This is a genomic window from Veillonella rogosae JCM 15642, from assembly GCF_002959775.1.
Classification (GTDB): Bacteria; Bacillota; Negativicutes; order Veillonellales; family Veillonellaceae; genus Veillonella; species Veillonella rogosae.
On sequence record NZ_PPCX01000010.1, the window covers coordinates 503,122 to 528,267 of the forward strand.

The window sequence follows — 25,146 nt, forward strand, 5'->3', positions numbered from 1 at the left end:
TAGGAGAAACTCTATGTCTCAGAATTTTTCCAAACAGAGAAAGGTTGGCACCTTGTTGTCCTATGCACTCTTGCTAGGAAATACCATCGTTAACTTAGCCTATGTACCAATTCTACTGTCCTTTATCGGCGTTGCTGAGTTTGGTTTATACCGCTTGCTCGGCTCTATTATCGCTTATTTCAACGTACTAGACTTCGGGTTATCTGCAACGATTACCCGATTTTTAGTAAAATATAAGACGTTACAAGATCAAGAGAAAATCGATAAGCTCTTAACGATGTCTCTCATCCTCTACGTAGGCATTGGCATACTCCTTAGTCTCGTAGGTCTCATATTCTATTTTTGTATTCCATATATCTTTGGGGCTACCCTAGACCCATCTATGATCGGTAGTGCTCAAAATATTTTCTTATTACTCTTACTGAACCTATTGGTGCTTTTCGCATCTAAGGTCTTTGATGCGGTCATCATTTCCGAAGAGCGCTTCATATTTCATCGTTCCGTTAGTTTACTACAAATCTTGCTACAACCCTTTGCAATTATCGGTATGATTATAATCTATCCATCGGCGTTGAGCGTTGTGTTAGTACAAACCATCTTCAATGTGGTGCTGGTGATTGTGAAAGTTCTATACTGCCACAATAAATTGGGCACTCGATTGGTGTACCGCGGCTGGGATAATGAAATTATCCTCGCCATGCGCAACCTATCCCTTAGCATGTTCGTAGTAGCTATTGTGGACCAAGTGTTTTGGCAAAGTAACCAGCTTTTACTAGGCATGAAAATGGGCGCTGAATCCGTTGCGATTTACGCCATTGCGAGTCAGATTTATATTAACTATATGAATATTGCTCTCGCCGTTTCAGGTACATTGTTACCAAAGATTACAGCTATGGTTACGAATCGTTGTAGCGACGAAGAGTTCCAAAGCTTATTCCTCAAGATAGGCCGTTTACAGTTTTATTTATTGTCCTTAATCCTCAGCGGATTTATCGTATTTGGACATAGCTTCCTTCATTACTGGGTTGGCGACGGTTTTGACTTGGTATATATCATTACCTTACTCATCATCGGACCATTTACTATCGACTTGATCCAGAACGTAGGTCTTGCTGTTATGCAGGCTCGCAATGTATATCATGTGCGCGCTGTAGTGTATGTTCTCGTTGGTACCTTAAACGTAGTGCTTGCATACTTCTGGATTGATGCGTACGGCATTATCGGTGGTGCGGCGGCTACTGGTCTTTCCATGGTGCTAGGCAATGGCCTCATCATGAATGTGTACTACCAACGGACGATGAAGCTGAACATCATTCATTTCTGGAAAGAAATTTTCCGCTTGTCCCTCGTTACTATTGCAGTAACAGTAGCGGGCATATATATTATTCCTTATATTGATTTAAACAAATCTATTTATATTCTGATTATTAGTATGTTAGTATACGCTTTTATTTACTTCGGGCTTCAACGAGTGATTAACTTTAACACCTATGAAAGGCAGCTAAGTGATTCAGTTTTAGTGAAGTTAAGATTGAAGAAAAGGTAATACTAAGGAGATAAACATGAACAAACGTAAGTTATTAATGGCATTGGTAGGTGCTTGCTTGGCATGTAATGTAGCTATGGCAAATGCAGCTGGTGTTGAGTATATGGGTGGCGTTTCTACTTCTTATAATCAAGAGGTACAAGACGTATCTGTCGTAGATAGCCATGTTAAAGGTAGAGAGGTCGTTACTTTCAAAACAAAACATCCTACAAAGGAACAAAAGTTGACGATGGTTCTTGAAAATGGCGAGTACATTGATCCAAAAGACAGCGTATTCTCCTTGGCTCGTACAGATATTGGGGAATACCGTTTATCTAAATACGATAAAATCAATCTTCACATGTTAGGCTATAGTAATGGTGAGCTCGGCTTTACTGGTGGCGGGGATGCAACAAGCAAGTCTGGTATTACCCTCATGATTGGTCCAGATGGTCGAATCAATACACCATATACTGGTGTTGTTAAATTATCTGGTCTTACATTGAATGAAGCAACAGCATTGCTCAATCAGAAGTTCTCTAGATACGTCCATGATCCAGACTTGACAGTTAACGTATCTGAATACGGCGGTCGCCAAGTCTATGTAATGGGCGAAGTACCAAAACCTGGTATCTACCGCTTAGGCGCTGATTACATGAACGTATTTGCTGCCATCTCTAGCGCACAAGGTACAGCTAGAAAGGCTCGTCCACGTCACATCCAAGTGGTGCGCGTTATCGATGACACTGTATACGTACGAGAAGTAGATATGGAAGCTTTCATCAAGAAACAAGATATTAAACAAAACATCGCTCTTGAAGATGGCGATATGATCTACGTACCTAAATCTCATCGTATTATTCCAAGTGATATTGCACCATTTGCGTCACTTGCTTATACACTTCATAATATAACTAACTAGTAGAATCTACTGATTTTTGTAATCTACTGATTAGAACCATTTCACTAACTAGTAGTTATCAAAAAAAGGAGGGTATTACCATGAATGTAGCTATCATTTTTGCAGGTGGGACAGGACAACGCATGAGCTCGTCCGGTATTCCAAAACAATTTTTGCTAGTCAATCAAAAGCCAATTATTGTCCATACGTTGGAGCATTTCCAATATGCGCCTAATATCGACAAGATTATTGTAGTATCCTTAGCGTCGGGGATTCCTCAAGTGGAGTCTTTGGTGGCTAAGTTTGGTCTAACGAAGGTTGTATCCATCATTCCTGGTGGTAGTACAGGTCAGGAATCTATCTTCCGCGGTTTAGAAGAATGTCGCAGACTATTCGATGATGAAACTGTAGTGCTCTTGCATGACGGGGTTAGACCGATCATCAATGAAATGATGATTGAAGAATGCATTTCTTGCGTGCTTCATCATGGTAATGCCATTACCGTAGCACCGTCTACGGAAACTACCTTCGTAAAAGGGGCGGAGCCTCATACGGCAGGTACAATTTTAGATCGCTCACAATGTGTAATTGCTAAGGCGCCGCAGTGCTTCTTCTTAGGTGATATTCATAAAGCCCATCTAAAGGCCAATGAAGAGAAATTGGAATTTATCGATTCTGCGTCCATGATGCAGCACTTTGGGCACACCTTATATTTAGTAGAGGGCTTGCCTGCGAACATTAAGATTACAACGCCAATCGACTTCTACACATTTAAAGCCTATTTAGATGTACAAGATAGTATGAATGTTATTGGTTTATAGTTACTTAGAGGATAGATAATGAACAGAGTACTACAAGACGAGTTGATGCGGACCGTCAATAGCAACAAGGATTTGTTTACGTTCTTTAGTGGTCGCACTATGTTGATTACTGGCGCTACTGGCTTGATTGGTTCTATGCTCATCAAGTCCATTATGACGGCTAATGATGTATTACATACAAATATCCGCGTAATCGGTCATGTGCGCAATATAGAAAAAGCAGAAGCTTTTTTTGAAGGCTTTAGAAGAGATACTTTTACCATTACGAAGGTAAACGTAAAGGATATTGCGGAGCCTATCGACTATATTGTTCATACCGCATCACCAACGCAGTCCAAGTTTTTTATCAGCAATCCTGTAGAAACCTTGCATACATCCATCAATCAAACGGTGGAATGCTTGGAGCTTTCAAAAGCACAAAATAGTAAGAATATGGTCTATTTGTCCTCTATGGAGCAATACGGCATCCAATACGAGGATTACCAAACAATGACCGAAGATGATTTGGGGTATATCAATCATCTAGATACGCGCAGTTCTTATTCGGAAGGCAAGCGCGCCTGCGAATGTTACTGTTATGCGTATGCCAAGGAATACGGTGTGAACGTCACTATTGCTCGTTTGGCACAAACCTTTGGCCCTGGCGTAGCAGGTGAGGACAATCGCGTGTCGATTCAGTTCGCCAAAAGCGCGTTGCAAAACAAAGATATCGTTTTGCACACAAAGGGCGAGTCTTTATCGAATTTCTGTTACCTCACCGATGCCTTAACGGGTATTTTAGTATTGCTGAAAGCTGGCGTACCGGGAGAAGCGTATAATATATGCAATGCTAAGGAAACGAGAAGCATTTATGATATTGCAAAACTCGTGGCTGATGAGGTCGTAGGGGGCCGCATTTCCGTAGTGATGGACATTCCAGAAACAAATAACTATGGTTATGCGCCAACTGTGAAGTATTATTTAACGGCGGACAAGCTCCAAGCTTTGGGCTGGGCGCCTCAAATTAATATGAAAGAAGGCTATCAACTGCTCATGGATTACTTGGCTCAAGAGGGTTAATGTGCTTTTATCTGTGAAAGTAGTTGCTTTCTTAGAGCATTACTATTATTTTGAGAGAGATAGTATGTTTTAATCGTACAATTTTTATTATACTGAGGAGAGTTATCGGATGAAACGTATTAAATTATTAGTTACAAGCGCTATTATGGCCATGGCCATCGCTCCAGTTTATGGTGCACAAATTGTATCACCAAATGTAAATTTAAATTCTACAACATATGACATGATCGATTCCTTGCATGCGCAAGGCTATATCGATACATTGCCAACATCCAAGCCTTACAGCCGTTTACAAGTGGCTGAATGGGTACAAGAAGCGAATGGTAAAGTGGATGCTAATACACCACAATTCGTTCAATCCATGCTTCAAAATCTTGAAACTGAGTATGCCGATGATATCCAAACTTTGGCAACACGAAAACAAGAGTCCAAAGTAGTAGTCGACTCTGCTACTGTATCTGTTACATCTACGAATTCTCCAGAGTACAACCAAAACCGTGGTGGTTGGGTTCGTACGGCGAGCACGTATCAACCATTGAACAGCAATAATAATGGTTATAAATACAATCGCGGCACTACTGTAAGCGGTGAAATGCACATTCGCGGTACGGCGGGCAACCATGTAGCGTACGCCATTACACCGCGCGCTGATTTATTTGCTGGCGATAACAGTGCACGACTTGTAAACGGCTACGTGAAAACACATATCGGTGCCGTAGAGGTACAAGCTGGTAAAGATGAGCTTTGGTGGGGCCCTATGTACCAATCATCCCTCAATCTGTCCAACAATATGAATGCCTTAACAGGTGTGAAAGTAACGACTATTAACCCTGTAAAAGTAGGCGGTACGTTCCGCTTCTTGCGTTCCATTAAGCCAACCTTTGTATATGCGAAATTGTCTGATGATCGTAACGACGTGAAACATCCAAGCTTTGTAGGTGCTCGCGTTGAAGTATCCCCTACAAAACGCCTTGTAGTCGGTGCGAGCTTAACATCTATCATGGGCGGTGAAGGCCGTCACTTGAGCCTTTCTGACTATGGTCGCTTCTTAACGGGTAAAAATGAAAGTAGCCGCTCTAAAGATAAATGGAATAGCATCGCTGGTTACGATATTAAATGGACATTACCATCCATGGAGGTATATGGCATGGTATATGGTGAAGACCAAGCTACAGGCCTTGGCTTTATTCCGAGTCCATCTAAGATCGCTTGGACTGCAGGCGTATACTTGCCAAAACTTGGCAACCACGATGACTGGAATCTTCGCTTAGAAGGCGGTAGAACAAGCAACTGGTGGTATGCTCACTGGTCCTATAACGATGGTTATGTACACAAAGGCAATATTATAGGCGACTACATGGGCAACAGCAGTAATCGTTTATATGCTCGCCTTGGTCACTGGGATAAAAAAGCAAACTTAACAGGCTTCAACGTTGAGTACTTGCGTCTAAACCGTGAACTCCATACAAATGCGAAAGCCCTTAACGTTTGGGTTGATCACAGCCGTAAACTATCTAACGATTGGTCCTTAGCAGCGAAGATAGGCGTATCTAGACTTCATAACATGACCGATAAAAAAGATAAAACTGCATACTTAGTAGGTGTAGACGTAAAACGCACGTTCTAATTTAATAATATAATACTTAGATACTTTAAGAGGCTGCTCATGTAGAGCAGCCTCTTTTTGTACTCGTATTGTGGTACCTACGCATTTAATTTTACTTAATATTTTTTGATTGATGTTTAAAATTTGCTATTTTTGAACATAATTAATATAATTAGATAAAGTAATATTCAAAATATAAAGATTTTGAACATTACTTTATGATTAATAACATTTAGAGTATAAAATAATATTATTTTGTACTTTTACTATAATCGTTATCTAGGTTAGATAGGAGGGACATGATGAAGTTTGAACCTATGCATAAGATTTATTATAAACAGCCGACTGAGTGGCAACGTATATTAGATAATCGTCGCAACTCTGAAAGCTCGATTTCTTTACCTATTCCTATCCATGAATATAATAGGCGTAATACATATGGTGCATTTTTTATGTATCACCCTGTATTAGTAATGCTGTTACTATCTTTAGAAGAAAAGCGCAGTGCGTTTATTACTTTAGTTTCTGAAGTTCCTACAGTCCTGATTTCTCATGTTATGAATGCCTTCTTATCTACTGAAATTAAGGCGACTAATGATATTGAAGGCGTATATAGTAGTCGAAGAGAAATCCAAGAGGCTATACAAAACAGAGAAAATGGTAAACTTAGATTTTCGAGTATTATTAGTAAATATAAGGCTATCCTTGAGAATCCTCATGGCTTTACCTTTGAAAGTAGCCCACATATAAGAGCATTATTTGAAGATATCATTAGTAGTGAAATAGATGATAAAAATCAGCCCGATGGAGTTGTATTCAGACGAGACTCTGTAGATATAGTTAATCATCAAGGGAAAGTAATTCATAGAGGGACATTACCTGAGTCGCGTATTATACAAGAGATGGATCAAGCTTTAGCAGTTCTTAATGATGAGATGCTTGTTCTTCCTATTCGGGTAGCTCTTTTTCACTATTATTTTGGCTATATACATCCATTCTATGATGGAAATGGGCGTACGAATCGTTTTATTTCAACGGCTTATTTAGCAAAATACTTTCACCCTCTTGTGGCATTACGTTTATCTGCAGTTATTAATAATAATAAAAAAGAATATTATGATGCTTTTAAAATGACTACTGCTGAGATTAATGGTGGTGATCTAACTTATTTTATAATTGCTTTTATTTCGCTTATAGAGAAAACCATTGATAATGCTACGGAACTATTGAATAAGCGAATAAATCGTTTATCCGAAGAAAAACAAAAGTTAGAGCAATTTTTCAGCACTAATGAAATTACCGATCCACTATTACGAGAAATATACATCTTGTTACTACAGGCACGGCTATTTTCATTAGGCGTAGGTATTAGTAAAGCTGAAATCATGAATGCTTGTGGTAAAAGTAGAGGAACTATCTTTACTAGGTTTAAACAAATTCCTAAAGACCATCTTATAAAAGTAAAGTATGGTCGTACTGAGTCGTATATGCTAAAGACGAGCATATTAGACTCTAAAGAATAAACTGATACGAAAAATATTAATAGTTTGAGGGCCTTGAGCCAGAGAACGCATTCAATCAAGGATAGAGAAAAAACTGAAGTTTTAATGAGATTTTCACCGTTTTTGAGTATACTATAAAAATATTTTCACCATAAAACGGAGGTAATCATAATGCGTAAATTTGTATATATATTGGCTGCTTTACTCGTATTAATCGGCATTAATACACGTGATGTAGAAGCTCGTAGAGATGTATATGCTACGACGTATCACGGCAATAGCTGGTATGTAGACCAAGACTCTGTAAAACGAGTGGGGGATATCCTCAACTTTACAGTGTACACAACGGCTGGTTTGAGTTATAAAGTAACATCTAGCAATGATGACTACTACAATGCAGACGTATTTTACAATAACGATAAACTCGTAAGCGACAAAGGCCAATCCCTCTGGAAATCTCCAGGCATGATGGCGGCCATGCGCGTGGCACGTAAATAAAGATAAAAAGATAAGAGGCAGTGACTTAGTCGCTGCCTCTTGGTTTATAATACAACATATTAGTATTGTTTATCTGTATTTGACGATATATGATATAAACCCTATAATATAAACAGATAGCCAAACGAGTGGTTCCGTCGGGCTCATCTCACAGTTACAAAAAATTGATGAAATGGCCTTTCAGTTACCTAATTATCCAGGGGATAACGAAGGGCTATTTGTCTTTTCCAAGACAAATAAGAGCCACAAGTGCACCAAAGGCAATGACAACAGTCATTGCCTCTAGAATTATCATGATTAACTCATAATCACTCATAGACAACCCTCCCTTCATTAACGAAGAGAGGCCCAACCTCGCTGACTATCCTAAGTCCATTATATGGCGAACATATAAGCGAATCAATAAGAATCTATAAATAGAAATATATAAAATAGTAGAAATAATAAAGGCAGCGAGATGATCGCTGCCTTTATTGTATTGATAGTAACGCCTACTAGAGATGATGTGACAATTTTACCTCATATTTACAAGGCTTTGATTATAAATTATAATTAAAAATATTTAATAATAATTTATAGTGTGAATTAGAGAGGGTTTTATGAAACGTGTGAGTAAAACGAAATTATCTTTAGCAATTGCCCTAACAATTGCTAGCTCTGTAGTGCCGTATGCAATGGCGGGGAGTACATATGTTACTACACCTCAAGGTGCATATCTTACTGCTACAGATGGTGGAAAAATCAATGCAGGTGTAGTGACTGGCTTTGCTGCTGGTATTGATGCGGATACTGGCGGTACTATTACTGTAGATGATGTGGTTTCAAGTATTCCTGCAGAACGTCGTTCTTTCATTATCAGTAAAAATGGTGGTACTGTTAATGTTAAAGCTGGTCATATTCAAATGGGACGCCTTAGTAAACCTGTAGTTATTGCTAATGGCGGCACTGTAAATCTTGGCGTAGATGGCAATACAGGTAATTTTACGAGCCATGATATGTCTATTGAAGGTGACGTACGTATCGATGGCAGTGCTACTCATCCATCTGAAATCAATATTGGTTTAGATAATGATGAAGTACTATGGACTGGTTTTGCTCTTAATTTAGCAGATAAAAATGCAAAGCAACCAAACCATATCAATGTATTCCTTGGTAATCGTGGCCATTGGGATCATTTCTATCAAGGTGGTTTAGATGGCACTAGCTATAGCACGATGACAACACCAAGCCATGTACATCGCTTGGTAGGTTCTGAAAACCGTAATTTTGAAAGTGCTGTCATTCAAAATGAGCACAATGAAATTCATATCGATAAGTTAGAAGGTCATGTAAATTTCTTTTATGATATAAATGGTGAGTACGATGATACAGAAGATCCAGAATACACACCACGTGAAAATATTGTGAATGGTTTAACGCCAGATTCCTTCTGGGGTGGAGATATTCACATTACAAGTGCAGCACCTAATGCGTACGCCCATGTATACTCTAGTCAAAAAGGTCTAGACATGTCTTCCGAAGAGAATGTAAATAAGATCTTAGATAACTTGGCACATAAGATGTATTATCACAACTATGTAAATGGTGAAAGAAACCTTCAAGGTACAGTAGCTATTGCATCTGATGGTTCTGAATCTGGTCGTTTTACAGTCATCACTTCTGGTCATGCTAAAGAAGGGGACATTACTTGGCAAGCAGATAAAGATGGTCAAGGTAAATACGTATATGGTGAAAATAAACCAGCTCCGGTTCCGAAACCAGAGGTAAAACCGACTCCAAAACCTGAGCCTAAGCCACAACCTAAACCAACTCCAAAACCAGAAGTAAAACCAGAGCCAGCTCCAGCTCCAAAACCGGAGGTAAAACCTACACCGGCTCCAGCTCCAAAACCGGAAGTTAAACCAACACCAGCTCCGGCTCCAAAACCAGAAGTAAAACCAGAGCCAGCTCCAGCTCCTAAACCTGAGAACAACGGTCATATTCATGTTGTGATAGGTGATTTTGATACACCTCATATGCGCGGTGCTCGTTCTGCCATCATGAGTAATATCAATGGTTGGAGAACATTGACGGATAATATGTATCGTCCACGTGTATTGCAACAAGGCGAACCTACAGGTATTTGGGCTCGCGTTGGAGGCGGTAAATACAGCTTCAATACAACAGGTATCGATACAGATACAACGTATACACGTATTCAAGGTGGTTACGACGCTAAAACTAGCAGCGGTTGGACCGTAGGTGGTCAAGTTTCCTATCTTCGTGGCAACGATGACTACGTATTCAATGGTACTGGCAAAGAAAAAGCCTTTGCAGTTGGTGCGTACGGCTTGAAAGATCTTGGTAATAACCAATACATCCACATCGAGTCTCAAGTAGGTCGTGCTTCTAACGACTTCACGGTTCGTAATGAAATTGGTGAAAGCCTGTCTGGCGAGACTAAAGCTAATGCATACTCTATCGGTGCACGCTATGGTAAAACTGTGAAGCTTTCAAATGGTACATACATTGAACCACAAGCACAATTGAGCTACACTCACTTCGGTGGTGACAGCTTCAATGCAGGCCGCATGCATGTAGATCAATCTGGTGTGAGCAGCACAGCAGGTGGTCTTGGCCTTGAAATCGGTAAAAACTTCGGTGCAGGTAACATCTATACTCGCGTAGGCGTGAACCATGCCTTCTCTGGTACAGTGAAAACTGCGTACACAAGTGGTGCTACTACTAAATACACTTCCGAAGATATTAAAGGTACTTGGACAGATCTAGCATTCGGTGGCCGCTATGGCTTCAATGCAAATAACAGCATCTTCGGTGATATTAGCACAGGTCTATCTGGCGATTATAAAGCTGGTTGGTCTGTGAATGCAGGATTTACACATAAATTCTAAGGAAGATTTAATAAATACTACTTTGTAAAATAGCCCAAATATATCAAGCCTCCTAATAGTAGAGTCATAACTGTATTATTAGGAGGCTTTTATAGTATTTGTCATAGAGTTAAGCACATAGCGACTCTTCATTTTTCTTCTACATTTAAGGCAAAATTATATAGACGAAATACGATGTATCGTGTATACTAATGAAACGGTAAGCTACGGAATCATTATTGATAGATGCTTACTGACTGTATTAATAAATTTACCATGCTTAGTATGGGGATCTCTATGGGGATAACAGTTCCTAAAGAGATAATATCTAGTACATGATAAATGAAGTAGCTCTGGGGAGGGCACTTCGAGAGAGGAGAACTATGAAATTAACAAAATTATTACCAATTATGGCAATTGCCGGTGTATGTTTCGCTGGTCAAGCTAATGCAGCTCAAGATCAATTGATGATGCCTGAACAAGCATCTGCACCTATGACTGTGAACGAACAAGAGGTTTCTCTTGCAGTTCCTAGCGAAGAAGTAAAAGCAGTTGTTTCTGAATTCGCTGCATTCCAACTTAATCAACCAAATACTGGCCGTGTGTCTGGTCAAGAACGTCTTGCTAACAATGCGTTGTACTACATGAACGTTCGTCGTAGCTGGTACATCACAAGCCATCGCTATAAAAAAGATAGCTATGCTCGCGTAGCATTAGATCGTATGTATTTGGATTACAAAGACTTCTTTAAGAATCCTGCAGTATCCCAATTGAGCCAAGCTGAATATGAAAGCCAAATTTTAGCTATTCTTGAAAAGAATACTGAAAACATGAACAACAACGAATTACGTTTCTACATGAACGAAATGGTAATCTACAGCTTGAAACAAGCTATGCGTGCTAAACATGCTAAACACGTTCGTTAAGCAGTAGATATAACAAAATATACATAGGAAAGAGGTAACGATAATGGTCGTTACCTCTTTTTGTTTGAGCTTAATACGTTTCGTATTGTAATAATCAATATAATCTCTTAATTTGTTGATAAAATCTTCATAGGAAGTAAATTTCTCTAAATATAACAATTCTGACTTTAGTAAACCAAAGAAGTTTTCCATCACGCTATTATCCAAACAGTTTCCTTTTCGAGACATACTTTGGATGATAGCGTGATTTTTTAATGTTTTTTGATAACTGCTATGCTGATACTGCCACCCTTGATCTGAATGCAAGATGCAGCCTATGCAGCCTGGCAACGAGAATCTAACGAAAACAGTAATACTTATTGCAATTCAAGTAGTAAACTGGAAATAGTAAATTTAAACTCTAGATTTTTTTCATCCCGAATTATATACAAATCTTTAATTAGTTGTAAATTATTCATAAAAACAACATGTAAAATCATATAAATTATAGAAAAAATGGGCATTATGACGGAGTAACCAGCTATTATGAGGTAGAAACGGCTCATTATTGGCGATATTTTATAAACATTCTAACACATGAATATAAAATGAATTTTTATTTACTGCATAGAAAAATTTTGATATGATTAGGACATTCAATGATTATGAAGAAATGGTGAAGTTTCAGTAAAGTCATTGAGAGTAAGAACTTATTTATATGTATTGTAAGCTAGAGGTTAAATTATGAATCGGATTTACAATGTTATTTGGAGTAAAACCAAAAAGTGTTATGTAGTTGTTTCGGAAATCGTAAAAAGCAGTGGTGGTAAGGTTAAATCCTTACATACTGGTAAAACATATACCCATATGAGTACAGTTATGGCTGTAGCTGCATTGTTGGCGGGTGTGAATATTACATCTGTAAATGCAGCGGCTATCATGATTGATGGCGTGAATGCTGGCTATGCAACAGCTAAAAATGGTGGTAATCAATGGAGTTATTTATACAATTATAATAACCCTGGTAATATGAGTGCCTTAGATGGCACTGCTACTACTGGATATTATTCTGGTAGTGCATTAAATGGTATTTCCATTGGTCACAATACGAAGATTCAAGAGGCTAGTGATCCTACGTATTATTCTGGTGTGGCTATTGGCGATTATGCACAAGCTACAGGTGGTTTATCTTTTTCCCTTGGTAATTATGCACAGTCCACAAAACCATCTGCTATGGCTATTGGCACGGCTTCCTTATCTAGTGGCTTTAACTCTCTAGCGATGATGCGTCAATCAGCAGCGACAGGTAATTTCTCTACAGCTATTGGTACAACTTCTTGGGCGAGTGGTACTGGTAGTTTTGCTTTGGGTTATTCTGCGCAATCGAAGGGGGATCAATCCATTGCCATCGGTGCAGCTGAGCCTATCACAGTACCAGGTAGTGGTAATGAACCTAGTGCAGCCTATAATGGTACTACTAATACTGTAACAGAAGGTGCACGTTCTCTTGCATTCGGCACAAAAGCGCGTACTACAGCAGCAGCTACAGATTCCATGGCATTTGGTTCTAATGCTAAAACTAAAGCAGCTAATGCAGTAGCAATGGGTAATTCTTCTCGTGCTACTGGTACAGATTCTTTCGCATTTGGTAACACTGCATCTGCGGCAGGTACAAATGCTATCGCTATGGGTAGAACAGCACAGGCTTCTAAGGCGAATGCCATTGCATTGGGCGGTCAGGCAAAAGCATTAGAGGCTAATGCTCTTGCTATTGGTAGTACAGCAGAAGCAAGTAAAGCTGGTACTATGGCTATCGGTAGTGCTTCTAAAGCAACAAGCAGCAACGCAACAGCTATCGGTAATGGTGCTGAAGTTACTGGTGAAAACTCCATGGCATTAGGTTCTGGTGCTAAAATTAGTTCTAATAACTCTATTGCACTTGGGGCAGGCACAGAATTTAACGATCCTTTAGTAAGTACATATGCTGCTTTCACCAACGAAATGAACCCTGCAGAATCGGGCGTTGTAGCAGTTGGTAATACTGCTACGCCTCGTCGTATTGTTAACGTAGCAGGTGGTCAAAACGATAATGACGCTGCAACGATTAAACAATTGCGTTATGTAAATAACAACTTGGCTATGACCATTGCAGGCCCTACCTATACTGGTTATGAAGCAAATGGCTCTACCTACAAAGCACCTGATTTCAATATCAAAAATAGCACATATCATACAGTAAAAGAAGCTGTAGAAGCAGCACAAACTAACTTCTTCAGCGCTAAAGGTACATCTGCTGATGCAAACTATGATAATAAAGGTGCTACAGGCACAAATGCGACAGCAGCAGGTGTACGTGCCTCTGCAGCAGGTAACTTTGGTACGGCACTTGGTGCGGATGCAACTGCAACAAGTGAAAAAGGTACTGCATTAGGTTATAACGCGAAAGTAACAGAAGATGATGGCGTTGCGTTAGGTTCTAATTCCGTAGCAAATACGGCAGCTGGCGTAGCTGGTTATGATGTAAGCGTAGCGGATAACCGTGCGAATAGATACACTGATTTAACTGGCTCTGTAGCAACATCTACTTTGGGTGCAGTATCTGTTGGTCAAAGCACAAGTGTTGGTACAGAAACACGTCAAATCACAAACCTTGCTGCTGGCAAAAAAGATACAGATGCAGTTAACGTGGCTCAATTGCGCAATGTAAACCTTAAAATTGCAGGCAATACAAATGACAATAACGGCAAAAATGATGTATTGTTAGATAAACAAACATTGACTGTAAAAGGCGATGGAACTTATGTAACGACTAAAGCTAATAACCAAACTATCGATGTAACCTTAACAAATGATACAAAGGATAAAATCGATAATGCAGCTAATAAAGATCTTTCCAACATCACAAATGTAGGTAAAAAGAATATCACTGCATTAGGCACAATCGTTGAGGCTGGTCATAATGTAACAATTCCAGCAGCTACTGTAGATACTACAACAGGTCAAAAAACATATACTGTAAATGCTATGGATACAAAGGTTTCTTTAGGCACTAGCGGCTTGATGACCCTTACAGGTGGTACACCTGATGCAAACGGTGTTCGTAACTATACTGTTGATGTAGATCCTACTAAGGTAGCAAAAACTGACCTATCCAATATCAATAATGATGGTAAAACTGTCATTCGTGAAGAGGCTCAAAAGGCTGTAAAAGTTATTGCTGGTCAAAATACAACTGTTACAGAAGGTACAGATGGCACATATAAAACATATGCAGTCAATGTAGCGGCAGCGGGAGATTACCGATTAGTAGAAAACAGTGCAGCTGCTGATAAAGCGTACACTGTAACTGGCAATAAAGTTGACTTAACAGTGCAAGATGGTAGTACTCCAGCGAATACGAAGACTGTAACTATTAAAGACATTGCTTCTAAAACAGAGTTAGATACTACAAAATCTGATTTAACAGATAAAATTAACAACACTAAAACAGATTTGATCAACACAGGTTTGAAGTTTAACGCAGACAACAATGATGTTAAGACAAATAAACTTGGCTCTACCGTAACTATATCTGGCGATACGAATATCACCACAAAAATTACGCAAACTGGTGATGATTCCACGATTGCTGTTACTTTGAATAAAGATCTTAATGTAAATACAGTGACGGCTACCAATACTGTGAAAGCTGGCACTGCTACTATGGGTAACCAAGGTACAACAGATAACAAAGGTGCTACACAAACTGGTAACTTTGTAACTGGTTTAGATAACACAGCATGGAACATGGCTAATCCTGTATTTGTATCTGGTCGTGCTGCTACAGAAGATCAATTGAAAACGGTTAGTGATGCGGTGAGAGCAGCGAATGCCGGTTCTAGTGACTATCGCTTGATTGAAAACGATACAGCTACTGACAAAGCGTATACTGTAACTGGCAATAAAGTAGACTTGAAGGTAAAAGACGATAAATCTGGTACTACTAATACTGTAACTATTAAAGATATTGCGTCTAAAACTGAGTTCGATAAATTAAACGATCGCGCTGTTAAATACGATGTAGATGGTTCTGGGAATGTAGATAAATCCAAGGTGACATACGAAGGCCCTACATATAATAGTACTAATAAATCTGGTGGTACTCACGTAACTAACGTGGCGTATGCAACAGGTAATGATGGTAGTGAAGCAGTTAACGTAGATTACTTAACTGACAAAATCAAAGATAGCTCCGATGCGTTGATCAACAAAGGCATGAAATTTGATGCTAACGTTGGTGGTGTTAAGACTAATAAACTAGGTTCTACTGTGACAGTTCAAGGTGAAGGCACAGAAGCCGACGCTAACTATAGCGGTAAAAACATCAAAACATTTATCAAACAAGATACAGCTGGTAACACAACAATCGACGTTAAGATGAACAAAAATCTTGAAGTTGAAACTGTAACTGCTACAGGCGCAAATGGTAAAGATGGTAAAATCGGCATCAATGGTAAAGATGGTGTTACAACAAATCTTTCTATTACACGTGATGGTAAACCTGGTGTAGACGGTGCGGCTGGCACAACTACAACTCGTATCGTATATGAAAAACCAGATGGTACTACAGAAGAGGTTGCTACACTAAATGATGGCCTTAGATTCAAAGGCGACATGGGTGCTACTTCTAATGTAAAACTCAATAAACAAGTGGACGTAACTGGTGGCGTTACAAATGCAGCTGACCTTGCAACAGGTAACAATATCGGTGTTACATCTGCAGCAGTTGATGCTAATGGCAATGCTAAACTTCAATTGCAACTCGCTAAAGATATTACAGGCCTTAAATCTGTAACGGCTACAGATACTGTGAAAGCTGGCACAGCTACAGTGGGTAACCAAACTGCTACAGATAACAAAGGTGGCACTCAAACTGGTAACTTTGTAACAGGTCTAGATAATACAAATTGGAACATGACTGATCCTGTATTCGTACCTGGCCGTGCGGCAACAGAAGACCAATTGAAAACTGTTAGTGATGCGGTGAAAGCTGCGAGCGCAAGTGCATCTGACTATCGCTTGATTGGTGATCCAGCTAACACAACTGACGGTTCCTACAAGGTTACAAACAACCAAGTAGACTTGAAGGTTAAAGATGATAAATCTGGTACTACTAACACTGTAACTATCAAAGATATTGCGTCTAAAACTGAGCTCGACAAATTAGAAGATCGTGCTGTTAAGTATGATTTAGAGGGTACAGGGAATGTAGATAAATCTAAAGTTACATACGAAGGTCCTGCGTACAACAGTACTAACAAATCTGGTGGTACTCACGTAACTAATGTGGCATACGCAACAGGTAACGACGGTAGCGAAGCAGTTAACGTAGATTACTTAACTGACAAAATCAAAGACAGCTCCGATGCCTTAATTAACAAAGGCCTTAAATTCGATGCTAACGTTGGTGGTGTTCAAACTAACAAATTAGGCTCTACTGTAACTGTAAAAGGCGAAGGCACTGCAGCTGACGCAAACTACAGCGGTGAAAATATTAAAACATTCATCGAACAAGATACAGCTGGTAACACAACTATCAACGTGAAGATGAATAAAGACATTATTGCTGATTCCATTAAGGTTAACAAAGATGGCAGAGATGGCAAAGATGGCGTATCCATTACTGGCCCTACTGGCGTAGCTGGTCAAGATGGTAATAATGGTAAAGTGGGCATCACAGGTGCTGATGGTAAAGATGCAGTTTCCATCTCTGGTAAAGACGGTGTAGGCCATATCGGTTTAACGGGTCCTGCTGGTACAAACGGCAAGGACGGTTCCAATGGTATCGACATGTCCGTTAAGAATGGTTACGACGATGCTGCTAAAGGCGTTAAAGGCGAAAAAGGTGTAGACGGTGTTGATGGTATTACACGTATTGTGTACACAGACAATACTGGTGAACACCAAGTAGCTACAATGGACGACGGCATGTTGTACGGCGGTGATGCTGGTAATGTGATTAAGAAAAAACTTAACAATCAAGTAAATGTTAAGGGTGGCATTACTGACGAAACTAAATTGACTGCTGACGATAACATCGGTGTTGTATCTGACGGTACAGATACGTTGAAAGTTCGTTTGGCAAAAGATCTAAAAGGTCTTAATACTGTAACAGCTGCTAAAACTGTGAAAGCAGGTACAGCGACTGTAGGTAACCAAGAAGCAACTAAAGCAGATGGCACTAAAGAAACTGGTAACTATGTAACAGGTCTTGATAACAAAACTTGGGATGTTGACAACATCGTAACTGGTCGTGCTGCTACAGAGGATCAATTGAAAGATGCGTTGGCAAACCAATCCAATGCAGGCCTTAAATTCGACGCTAACGTTGGTGGTACTAAGACTAATAAATTAGGCTCTACTGTAATTGTAAAAGGTGAAGGCACTGATGCAGATGCTAACTACAGCGGCGAAAATATTAAGACTTTCATCGACCAAGATACTACAACTGGCAACACAACAATCGATGTTAAATTGAACAAAAATCTCGTAGCAGATTCCATCAAAATCAATAAAGATGGCAAAGATGGTAAGGATGGCGTATCCATTACAGGTCCTACAGGTGTGGCTGGTCAAGACGGCAACAATGGTAAAGTAGGCATCACAGGTGCCGATGGTAAAGACGCAGTTTCCATCTCCGGTAAAGACGGCGTTGGTCATATCGGTTTAACAGGTCCTGCAGGCACTAACGGTATCAATGGCACAAATGGTATCGACATGTCCGTGAAAAATGGTTATGATGATGCTGCTAAAGGTGTGAAAGGTGAAAAAGGTGTAGACGGTGTAAATGGTATTACACGTATTGTGTACACTGATAACACTGGGGAACACCAAGTAGCTACAATGGACGACGGCATGCTCTACGGTGGCGATACTGGCACTGTAATCAAGAAAAAACTTAACAACCAAGTCAATGTTAAGGGTGGTATTACAGATGCAGCGAAACTGTCCAATGAAGATAATATTGGGGTAGTAGCTGATGGCACTGATACATTGATGCTCCGTCTTGCAAAAGACCTTAAAGGCCTAAATTCTGCTACTTTCAATAATGGTACAAATGGCAACACTGTTGTAAACGGTGGTGGCATGACTATTAATGATGCAGCAGGTAATCCGTTGACGTCTGTTACTAAAGACGGCATTACAATTACTGATGGTCCATCTATGACTAAGGACGGTATCGACGCAGGTGATAAGAAAATCACTAATGTAGCTGACGGCATAATCGGTGCAGGCAGTAAAGATGCTGTTAACGGAGGTCAATTACATACAGTGGTGGAAGACCTTAAAACTAAAGGCTTCGGTTTAACTGCTGAAGATGGCGCTTCTGTTAAGAAATCTCTTGGTGACACTGTAACTGTGAAAGGTGACGGTGCAAACATTACGACATCTGTAGATAATGGTGCTGTGAAAGTAGCATTGGCTAAGGATCTTAATGTAGATACTGTTACAGCAAACACAGTAACAACAGGCGACACTAAGATGGATACAAATGGCGTAACTATTAAAGATGGCGCCAATGAAGCGACTAAGTTGACTAAAGATGGCTTGCAAATCAACGATGGTGGTAACAAAGCGGTTACTATCAATAAAGATGGTTTGACTATCGAAAACGGCCCTAAGGTAACAAAAGACGGCATTAATGCTGGTTATAAGAAAATCACTAATGTAGAAGATGGTACAATTGCTGCCGGCAGCAAAGACGCTGTAAATGGCGGTCAATTGCATACTGCAATGGAAGACATCAAGGCACAAGGCTTCGGTCTTAAAGCAGAGGATGGTCAATCTGTGAAGAAACCTCTTGGTGAAGTAATCGACCTCAAAGGCGACGGCAACATCAAGACTTCCGTAGATGGCACTGCGATTAAGATGTCCTTGAATGATACAATTACACTTGGCACAGATCCAGCAAAACAAGTTAAAGTTGACGGATCTACTGGTACGATTACTGCGGGTAATGGCGCTAACCAAGTTACAATCGATGGCAGCACAGGTTCTGTTACAGCAGGTAACACTGTGAAAGCTGGCGATGTAATCATGGGTAACCAAAACTCGGGTGGTCAAAACGGTAACTTTGTGACTGGTTTGGACAATAAAACATGGAATCCTAACAACCCTGTAGCTGTTACAGGTCGCGCGGCAACAGAAGATCAATTAAAAGCTGTTAATGACGACTTTAACGAAAAAGCTAAAAATGGTCGTGTATTCCAAGGTGACCAAGCTGGTAACGATGGTAAAGTTGTTCGCGGTTTAGGCGATACAATGAACCTAAAAGGTGGCGCTGATGTAAATCGTTTGAGTGACAACAACCTAGCTGTTGTGAAGAATGCTGCAGGCGATGGCTATGATATCAAGTTGGCTAAGGACCTCAACCTAAAAGACGGTTCTACTACGTATACAAAAACTGTACCAGGAACTAATACTACAATTCCTTATACAGTAGATACAAAAGTAGATGGTGGTGGCATCACAATTACTCCATCCATCAACGGTCAACCTGTACCAGGTCACACTGTAAGTCTTACAGAAAATGGCTTAAACAATGGTAATAATACTATTACTAATGTAGCGCCAGGCATCAATGGCACTGATGCGGTTAACGTTAATCAATTGCGCAATGCTATGCATAGTGTAGATGGTAAAATCGCTGATGTTGGTGCAGCTAGCGCAGCCATGGCAGGTCTTAAACCATTGCAATATGATCCATTAGAACCTACACAAGTGTTGGCGGCTGTTGGCAACTATAAAGGTAGTACTGCTGCTGCTATTGGTATCGCTCACTATACAAATGAATCTACAATGCTTCATATGGGTGTTTCCTTAGGTGGTCATGATAATATGGTTAACGCTGGTGTATCTTATAAATTCGGTACATCTGACGCTAAAAAAGCAATTCCAGCACGTTACAAAGCAGGCCCAATCAGCTCTGCCTATGTAATGCAAGATGAAGTGACTGCATTGAAAGCTGAGAACTTACGTATGAAACAACGCGATGAGGAATTATCTGCTAAGTACGAACAAGTACAACGAGATAATGAAGAGATGAAAGCTCAAATTGCAATGCTTATGAAACAAGCTGGGTTAACCAAATAATCATTCACTTGAGAGTGTATTGAGTATTTAAAACATAGGAAAGCTGCCCTGGGGAGGGCGGCTTCCAATGAGGGGACTTATGAAACTAATTAAATTATTACCTATTATGGCAATTGCTTCTGTATGTGTTGCTGGCCAAGTACATGCGGCACAAGATCCTTTGATGATGCCTGAACAACCTGCGGCTCCTTTGACTGCAGAACAACAAGACATCTCTCTTGCTGTTCCTAGTGAAGAGGTAAAAGCTGTAGTATCTGAATTTGCAGCATTCCAATTGGGGATGAGCAATGCTTTAATCCAAGACGACAATCGCGTAATGTCTGGTCAACAACGTTATACTAATAACGTGTTGTACTACATGAATGTTCGTCGTAGTTGGTACATTACAAGCCATCGCTATAAAAAAGACAGCTATGCTCGCGTAGCATTAGATCGCTTGTACTTAGATTACAAAGAATTTTTCACAAACCACACAACTGTGTCTGACATGAACAAAGCTGAATATGAAAACCAAATTTTGGCAATTCTTGAAAAGAATACAGCTAACATGTCTAATGATGAATTGCGTTTCTACATGAACGAAATGGTAATCTACAGCTTGAAAGAAGCTATGCGTGACGGTAATAACCGCGTTAAACGCATCCGCTAATCGGTATATATAACTATATATCTATGAAAGAGGTAACGGCATAGGTCGTTACCTCTTTTTGATTTAGGCTTATTTAATTTAAAAAGATGTGTTGGAAATCACATAATAGTAGTATTATTAGGTCTATACTATACCCATGGCCGTATAGCAGTTTATATATAGACAACCCTTACGTACTATAGATAAATTTACACTCAGGTATCCAAGTACATGCAATTACTCCTAGTTACATAGCAATTACAATCCTTTTGGATACCCTATTCTCTCTCTCAATAAGCTATATGGTCGTTGTTAAACAAATAGCCCCCGTAGGTTTTCCTACGGGGGCTTGTTTGTTAAAGAGGTTTAGTAATCTTATAAGTAGTGTATCAAGTATTACTATAAGAATTGTTTAAAAGATTATCGTAAGGATTATTTTATCATAAGGATTATTTTGTAAGTGTTAAGAATATATAAGGGCTTTAGCCTAGCTAAATAGTATATGGGATGGCTATCTAGCTGGCTAGCTAACTAACTAACTAATTAACTAATTAACTAACTAATTAACTAACTAACTAGTACTATTTGTCTAATTTAGACATGAGTTGACGTACTGTTTCTTGGAGCTCTTTATTTTGTGTTTCCAACGCTTGTACGCGAGCTTCAAGGTTTTGTGGGTGGTTCGTCATGTTAGACTTACCAGGTTTATAGGTAATGCCTACATTAGCCATAAGGTGGCTATTGAGTGTTACACCTGTAGTTAATAATAGATTGTCTCGATGGTAGTAACCAACACCGAGGGCAAGGGCATTGGCATTTTTATAATGACCATAGCCTGCCATATATTGAATACGGTTGTCTGGGTCGAAGCCCATAGGATGCAAAGCAGCTAGTGCAGCGGCGCGAGCATCACCCTTATTGGATTCCGATTCGACGCGACCGATATTTTGTTCTACGCGGCTAATGTTTTGCTCTACGCGATTAATGTTTTGCTCTACATGACTAATGGAGCTTTGTAGTTGCGCATTTGTACTTTGACCAAGAGAATCGATCATTTGATGCACACCGTATAGTTGGGAACCGTTGATAGCATCTGTAGAGGTAGCGCTTACGCGACCTGCCGCTACATTAGTTATAGTCCGCTCTTTATCTTTAGCGCCTACAGATACGGTAGATACAGGTGTAGTACCTGCATAGTTTACAGTCGTACCATTCTTAAAGGTATAGCTCGATGTGCCTACCATATCGCCATCCGTCGAATCGTTGCCGAGGATAACGGCGTTCTCTAATGCTGTAGTTACATTATTACCCATGACGAAGGTGTTGTTCCCAGAGATGTGGTTATAGTTACCAATGCTATAGGAACCACTTGCATCAATGGCATTTTTCCCATATTGACCTTGACCGAATACGCCAGACTCAGTGGCCTTATCGGATAAGGTGTTATAAGAACCGATAGCGAGGCCCTTCTTGGCATTTACATTCGTATAATGACCGATGCCGAGGGTAAAATCAGCTTTTACCGAAGAACCAGAGCCAATGAGGACGGAATTGTTAGCCGTGCTATTCGCCCCTTGGTAATGACCGAGCCATACGTTTTTAGTACCTTCGGATTTCTCGCCCGATTGGGTGCCCATGATGATGGACATGGTCGCTTTCGCATTATTGGCAGTGAGGGAACCAGCGATTACGTTGTTGTCGCCCGTGCCATTAAGGAAGGTTTTGCCGCCTAATGTAATATTGGCGCCTCCCTTGGAACCATTACTGGATAGGGTGCCGATGGCGATGTTATTACCGTTCGAGTTAGGACTATTGATCACTTGATGGGTGCTATTCGCAGCCCCTGCGGCGTGACCTAAGGTAATATTGCCATCATTTGTGAAAGTCGTTCCTTCCGCGCCTATATTGTGTCCCGTCTGAACGATGTTAATCGGCGCTGCAGAAGCGACTCCCACAGATAGTGCAGTTAGCACAATACCAGTTAATACAAAATGTTTCTTACTCATCGCAATACACTCCTTTGCATATTATGACTTCACAAAACTTTCATAAAAACTTACAGATTCATAATAATACATAAAAATCATATTGTAAATGAATATTTTGTATATTATGGGTATAAAATACACCATAAACGGATATTTTAGAGAATGTTTATGCAATGGTATAAAAACGTTTAAGTCGAAATGGAAAAGGTTAATCTACATAGAAAAATTTCTTTATAGTTTTGCCTATATATGGCTCTAATTTCTTGACAGTGGTGCCCATTATTCGTTACACTAATATATATTTCATTTATTGTTCATGAATTTTATGTGTAGAGAATAATAAAACGTTGTAGAGAGTCATGAAACGTATTGTATGTGTTGCCTTGAGTGCCCTTTTGTGTTGTGTGGGGTCCGCAGAGGCAGAAAAGCAACAATTGCATAAAGGGACAGACCAGTCTGTCCAAAGGGAGCATACCCTTGCTGTGGCAACGAATACTCGTGAGGAGCATGTTAAAGCGGCAGCTGAAGATTTCCATATCACTCCAGCGGCCACACCAGACCATGTAATCGGTGAAGGTGGCCCTCTCGTAATGGATCGCCAAGAGACCAAGACGATGCAGTACAGCGACGTAGATGCAGTAAACCGCGCTATCAATGCGGTGGCTATGTCCAATGTATCCAATGCGATGTATGGCGCCAAAGGCAAACCGTGGATGAGACGCACTACGCTGAGCTTCCAGTTCCAAGAGGGGTGGAAGCCATTGTACTCTGTGGAGACGGTTCAGCCCCTAGGCCATTACGATGATAGGTCGCGCGACGTATGGTTTACGCAACAGCGTATTTCTCGGGCCTCTGATATTGGGACAACCCTTAACGTAGGTGTGGGGTATCGACGCATCTCGAAGGATGATCGCCGCCTCTATGGTGCTCATCTCTTCTATGACCATCGCTTCTTGCGTCATCACGACCGCCTCAGCGGGGGCCTTGAATATATGTCTGGTGAAAGCGAGTTCCGCTTCAATTGGTACGGTTCTGCTTCTGATGAGCGCGTCCTCGATGCGAACCTTCATACCTTGGAGCGTGTAGCCAATGGTTATACCCTCGAATATGGTAAGACTTTCAAAAATGCTCGCTGGGCGAGAGTCTATGTAGAAGGGTACCATTGGAATCAAGAACGTCAGGCTGATAAGAATGGTTTGCGCGTTGGTTCCGAGTTGCAGCTCACACCGCGTGTGTCTGTCGATATGGGCTATAACAAGCCTGAGCATAACTCAGGTGGGGCGTATGGGAAGATTACATTCCGCTTAGCTGGAGCTCCTGTAGCTTGGTATGGTGGTAAGCACAGTGTAGAGGGTGCTATGAGTGTTCGTTCCAAAATGTTAAGTCTTGTAAGACGTCATAATACGATCTGGGTTGAGTAATAATTTTTATAATACAACTCATAAAGTGAATAGGACTGTGATTCATTCGGCTCATTATTTCTTAATGAAAATTTAATGAAAAATTATCTATTATCTGAGCTTAATAAATGATATACTAATGATAAGGAAGAGTTAGGATTAAGTTTAACTGTTCTTTATAGATAATGGCTCTTATGTAAGGCCATTATCTTAATGTGGAAACATTACTTTTTTAGTGCCGTGTGATCGCCCGTTCATTATTAGTTACTCTCTCTTACTTCAATAACTATTGCGGTGTATTTACTTAAAAA

At 40.1% G+C, this 25,146-nt stretch carries 13 protein-coding genes and 1 pseudogene; 12 read left to right on the forward strand and 2 right to left on the reverse strand.

Annotation, left to right across the window (positions count from 1 at the left end):
• The first annotated feature begins 13 nt into the window (after positions 1–13).
• The 9 genes from VRHSUH09_RS07695 (at position 14) to VRHSUH09_RS07735 (ending at position 11,708) form a co-directional block, all read left to right on the forward strand.
• Positions 14–1,546, forward strand: a complete 1,533-nt coding sequence (locus VRHSUH09_RS07695; RefSeq protein WP_105081835.1) for a lipopolysaccharide biosynthesis protein — start codon at positions 14–16, stop codon at positions 1,544–1,546.
• A 16-nt stretch (positions 1,547–1,562) separates the two neighbouring features.
• Positions 1,563–2,447 (forward strand): polysaccharide biosynthesis/export family protein, encoded by an 885-nt coding sequence (locus VRHSUH09_RS07700; protein ID WP_054747858.1) that lies wholly within the window; start codon positions 1,563–1,565, stop codon positions 2,445–2,447.
• Positions 2,448–2,527: 80 nt separating this feature from the next.
• Positions 2,528–3,247, forward strand: a complete 720-nt coding sequence (locus VRHSUH09_RS07705; RefSeq protein WP_105081836.1) for an IspD/TarI family cytidylyltransferase — start codon at positions 2,528–2,530, stop codon at positions 3,245–3,247.
• Between the two features lie 18 nt (positions 3,248–3,265).
• Positions 3,266–4,306 carry an NAD-dependent epimerase/dehydratase family protein gene (locus VRHSUH09_RS07710; RefSeq protein WP_105081837.1) on the forward strand — a complete coding sequence of 347 codons (1,041 nt, stop codon included), beginning with the start codon at positions 3,266–3,268 and terminating at the stop codon, positions 4,304–4,306.
• A 109-nt stretch (positions 4,307–4,415) separates the two neighbouring features.
• Positions 4,416–5,933 carry a capsule assembly Wzi family protein gene (locus tag VRHSUH09_RS07715; protein WP_105081838.1) on the forward strand — a complete coding sequence of 506 codons (1,518 nt, stop codon included), beginning with the start codon at positions 4,416–4,418 and terminating at the stop codon, positions 5,931–5,933.
• 278 nt (positions 5,934–6,211) lie between these two features.
• Positions 6,212–7,435 carry a Fic family protein gene (locus VRHSUH09_RS07720; RefSeq protein ID WP_105081839.1) on the forward strand — a complete coding sequence of 408 codons (1,224 nt, stop codon included), beginning with the start codon at positions 6,212–6,214 and terminating at the stop codon, positions 7,433–7,435.
• A 150-nt stretch (positions 7,436–7,585) separates the two neighbouring features.
• Positions 7,586–7,912, forward strand: a complete 327-nt coding sequence (locus tag VRHSUH09_RS07725; RefSeq protein ID WP_105081840.1) for a Tat pathway signal protein — start codon at positions 7,586–7,588, stop codon at positions 7,910–7,912.
• 599 nt (positions 7,913–8,511) lie between these two features.
• On the forward strand, positions 8,512–10,803 hold the full coding sequence (locus tag VRHSUH09_RS07730; RefSeq protein ID WP_105081841.1) for an autotransporter outer membrane beta-barrel domain-containing protein: 2,292 nt from the start codon (positions 8,512–8,514) through the stop codon (positions 10,801–10,803).
• Between the two features lie 362 nt (positions 10,804–11,165).
• Complete coding sequence (locus tag VRHSUH09_RS07735; RefSeq protein ID WP_054747840.1) at positions 11,166–11,708, forward strand: hypothetical protein; 543 nt, start codon at positions 11,166–11,168, stop codon at positions 11,706–11,708.
• Positions 11,709–11,765: 57 nt separating this feature from the next.
• Here VRHSUH09_RS07735 and VRHSUH09_RS07740 read toward each other — a convergent pair.
• Positions 11,766–12,017, reverse strand: a pseudogene (locus VRHSUH09_RS07740) (transposase); the annotation flags it as partial.
• Positions 12,018–12,431: 414 nt separating this feature from the next.
• On the opposite strand from VRHSUH09_RS07740, the gene VRHSUH09_RS07745 reads away from it, so the two are divergent.
• Both VRHSUH09_RS07745 and VRHSUH09_RS07750 read left to right on the forward strand, forming a co-directional pair.
• Positions 12,432–20,819 carry a YadA-like family protein gene (locus tag VRHSUH09_RS07745; protein ID WP_105081842.1) on the forward strand — a complete coding sequence of 2,796 codons (8,388 nt, stop codon included), beginning with the start codon at positions 12,432–12,434 and terminating at the stop codon, positions 20,817–20,819.
• A gap of 79 nt (positions 20,820–20,898) precedes the next feature.
• Positions 20,899–21,468, forward strand: a complete 570-nt coding sequence (locus VRHSUH09_RS07750) for a hypothetical protein (RefSeq protein ID WP_105081843.1) — start codon at positions 20,899–20,901, stop codon at positions 21,466–21,468.
• A gap of 560 nt (positions 21,469–22,028) precedes the next feature.
• Here VRHSUH09_RS07750 and VRHSUH09_RS07755 read toward each other — a convergent pair.
• Positions 22,029–23,453: a YadA-like family protein gene (locus tag VRHSUH09_RS07755; protein WP_105081844.1), complete on the reverse strand. Its 1,425-nt coding sequence runs from the start codon at positions 23,451–23,453 to the stop codon at positions 22,029–22,031.
• Between the two features lie 341 nt (positions 23,454–23,794).
• Between VRHSUH09_RS07755 and VRHSUH09_RS07760 the strand changes: the two genes are divergently transcribed.
• Positions 23,795–24,856, forward strand: coding sequence for an inverse autotransporter beta domain-containing protein (locus tag VRHSUH09_RS07760; RefSeq protein WP_105081845.1), 1,062 nt, complete (start codon positions 23,795–23,797; stop codon positions 24,854–24,856).
• The last annotated feature ends 290 nt before the right edge of the window (positions 24,857–25,146 follow it).

Excerpts from the sequence above, each read along its gene's own strand:
- VRHSUH09_RS07705 (WP_105081836.1), top strand. The coding sequence starts at position 2,528 with ATGAATGTAGCTATCATTTTTGCAGGTGGGACAGGACAACGCATGAGC.
- VRHSUH09_RS07710 (WP_105081837.1), top strand. The coding sequence starts at position 3,266 with ATGAACAGAGTACTACAAGACGAGTTGATGCGGACCGTCAATAGCAAC.
- VRHSUH09_RS07700 (WP_054747858.1), top strand. The coding sequence starts at position 1,563 with ATGAACAAACGTAAGTTATTAATGGCATTGGTAGGTGCTTGCTTGGCA.
- VRHSUH09_RS07720 (WP_105081839.1), top strand. The coding sequence starts at position 6,212 with ATGATGAAGTTTGAACCTATGCATAAGATTTATTATAAACAGCCGACT.
- VRHSUH09_RS07730 (WP_105081841.1), top strand. The coding sequence starts at position 8,512 with ATGAAACGTGTGAGTAAAACGAAATTATCTTTAGCAATTGCCCTAACA.
- VRHSUH09_RS07760 (WP_105081845.1), top strand. The coding sequence starts at position 23,795 with ATGAAACGTATTGTATGTGTTGCCTTGAGTGCCCTTTTGTGTTGTGTG.
- VRHSUH09_RS07755 (WP_105081844.1), bottom strand. The coding sequence starts at position 23,453 with ATGAGTAAGAAACATTTTGTATTAACTGGTATTGTGCTAACTGCACTA.
- VRHSUH09_RS07735 (WP_054747840.1), top strand. The coding sequence starts at position 11,166 with ATGAAATTAACAAAATTATTACCAATTATGGCAATTGCCGGTGTATGT.
- VRHSUH09_RS07745 (WP_105081842.1), top strand. The coding sequence starts at position 12,432 with ATGAATCGGATTTACAATGTTATTTGGAGTAAAACCAAAAAGTGTTAT.
- VRHSUH09_RS07695 (WP_105081835.1), top strand. The coding sequence starts at position 14 with ATGTCTCAGAATTTTTCCAAACAGAGAAAGGTTGGCACCTTGTTGTCC.
- VRHSUH09_RS07715 (WP_105081838.1), top strand. The coding sequence starts at position 4,416 with ATGAAACGTATTAAATTATTAGTTACAAGCGCTATTATGGCCATGGCC.
- VRHSUH09_RS07725 (WP_105081840.1), top strand. The coding sequence starts at position 7,586 with ATGCGTAAATTTGTATATATATTGGCTGCTTTACTCGTATTAATCGGC.
- VRHSUH09_RS07750 (WP_105081843.1), top strand. The coding sequence starts at position 20,899 with ATGAAACTAATTAAATTATTACCTATTATGGCAATTGCTTCTGTATGT.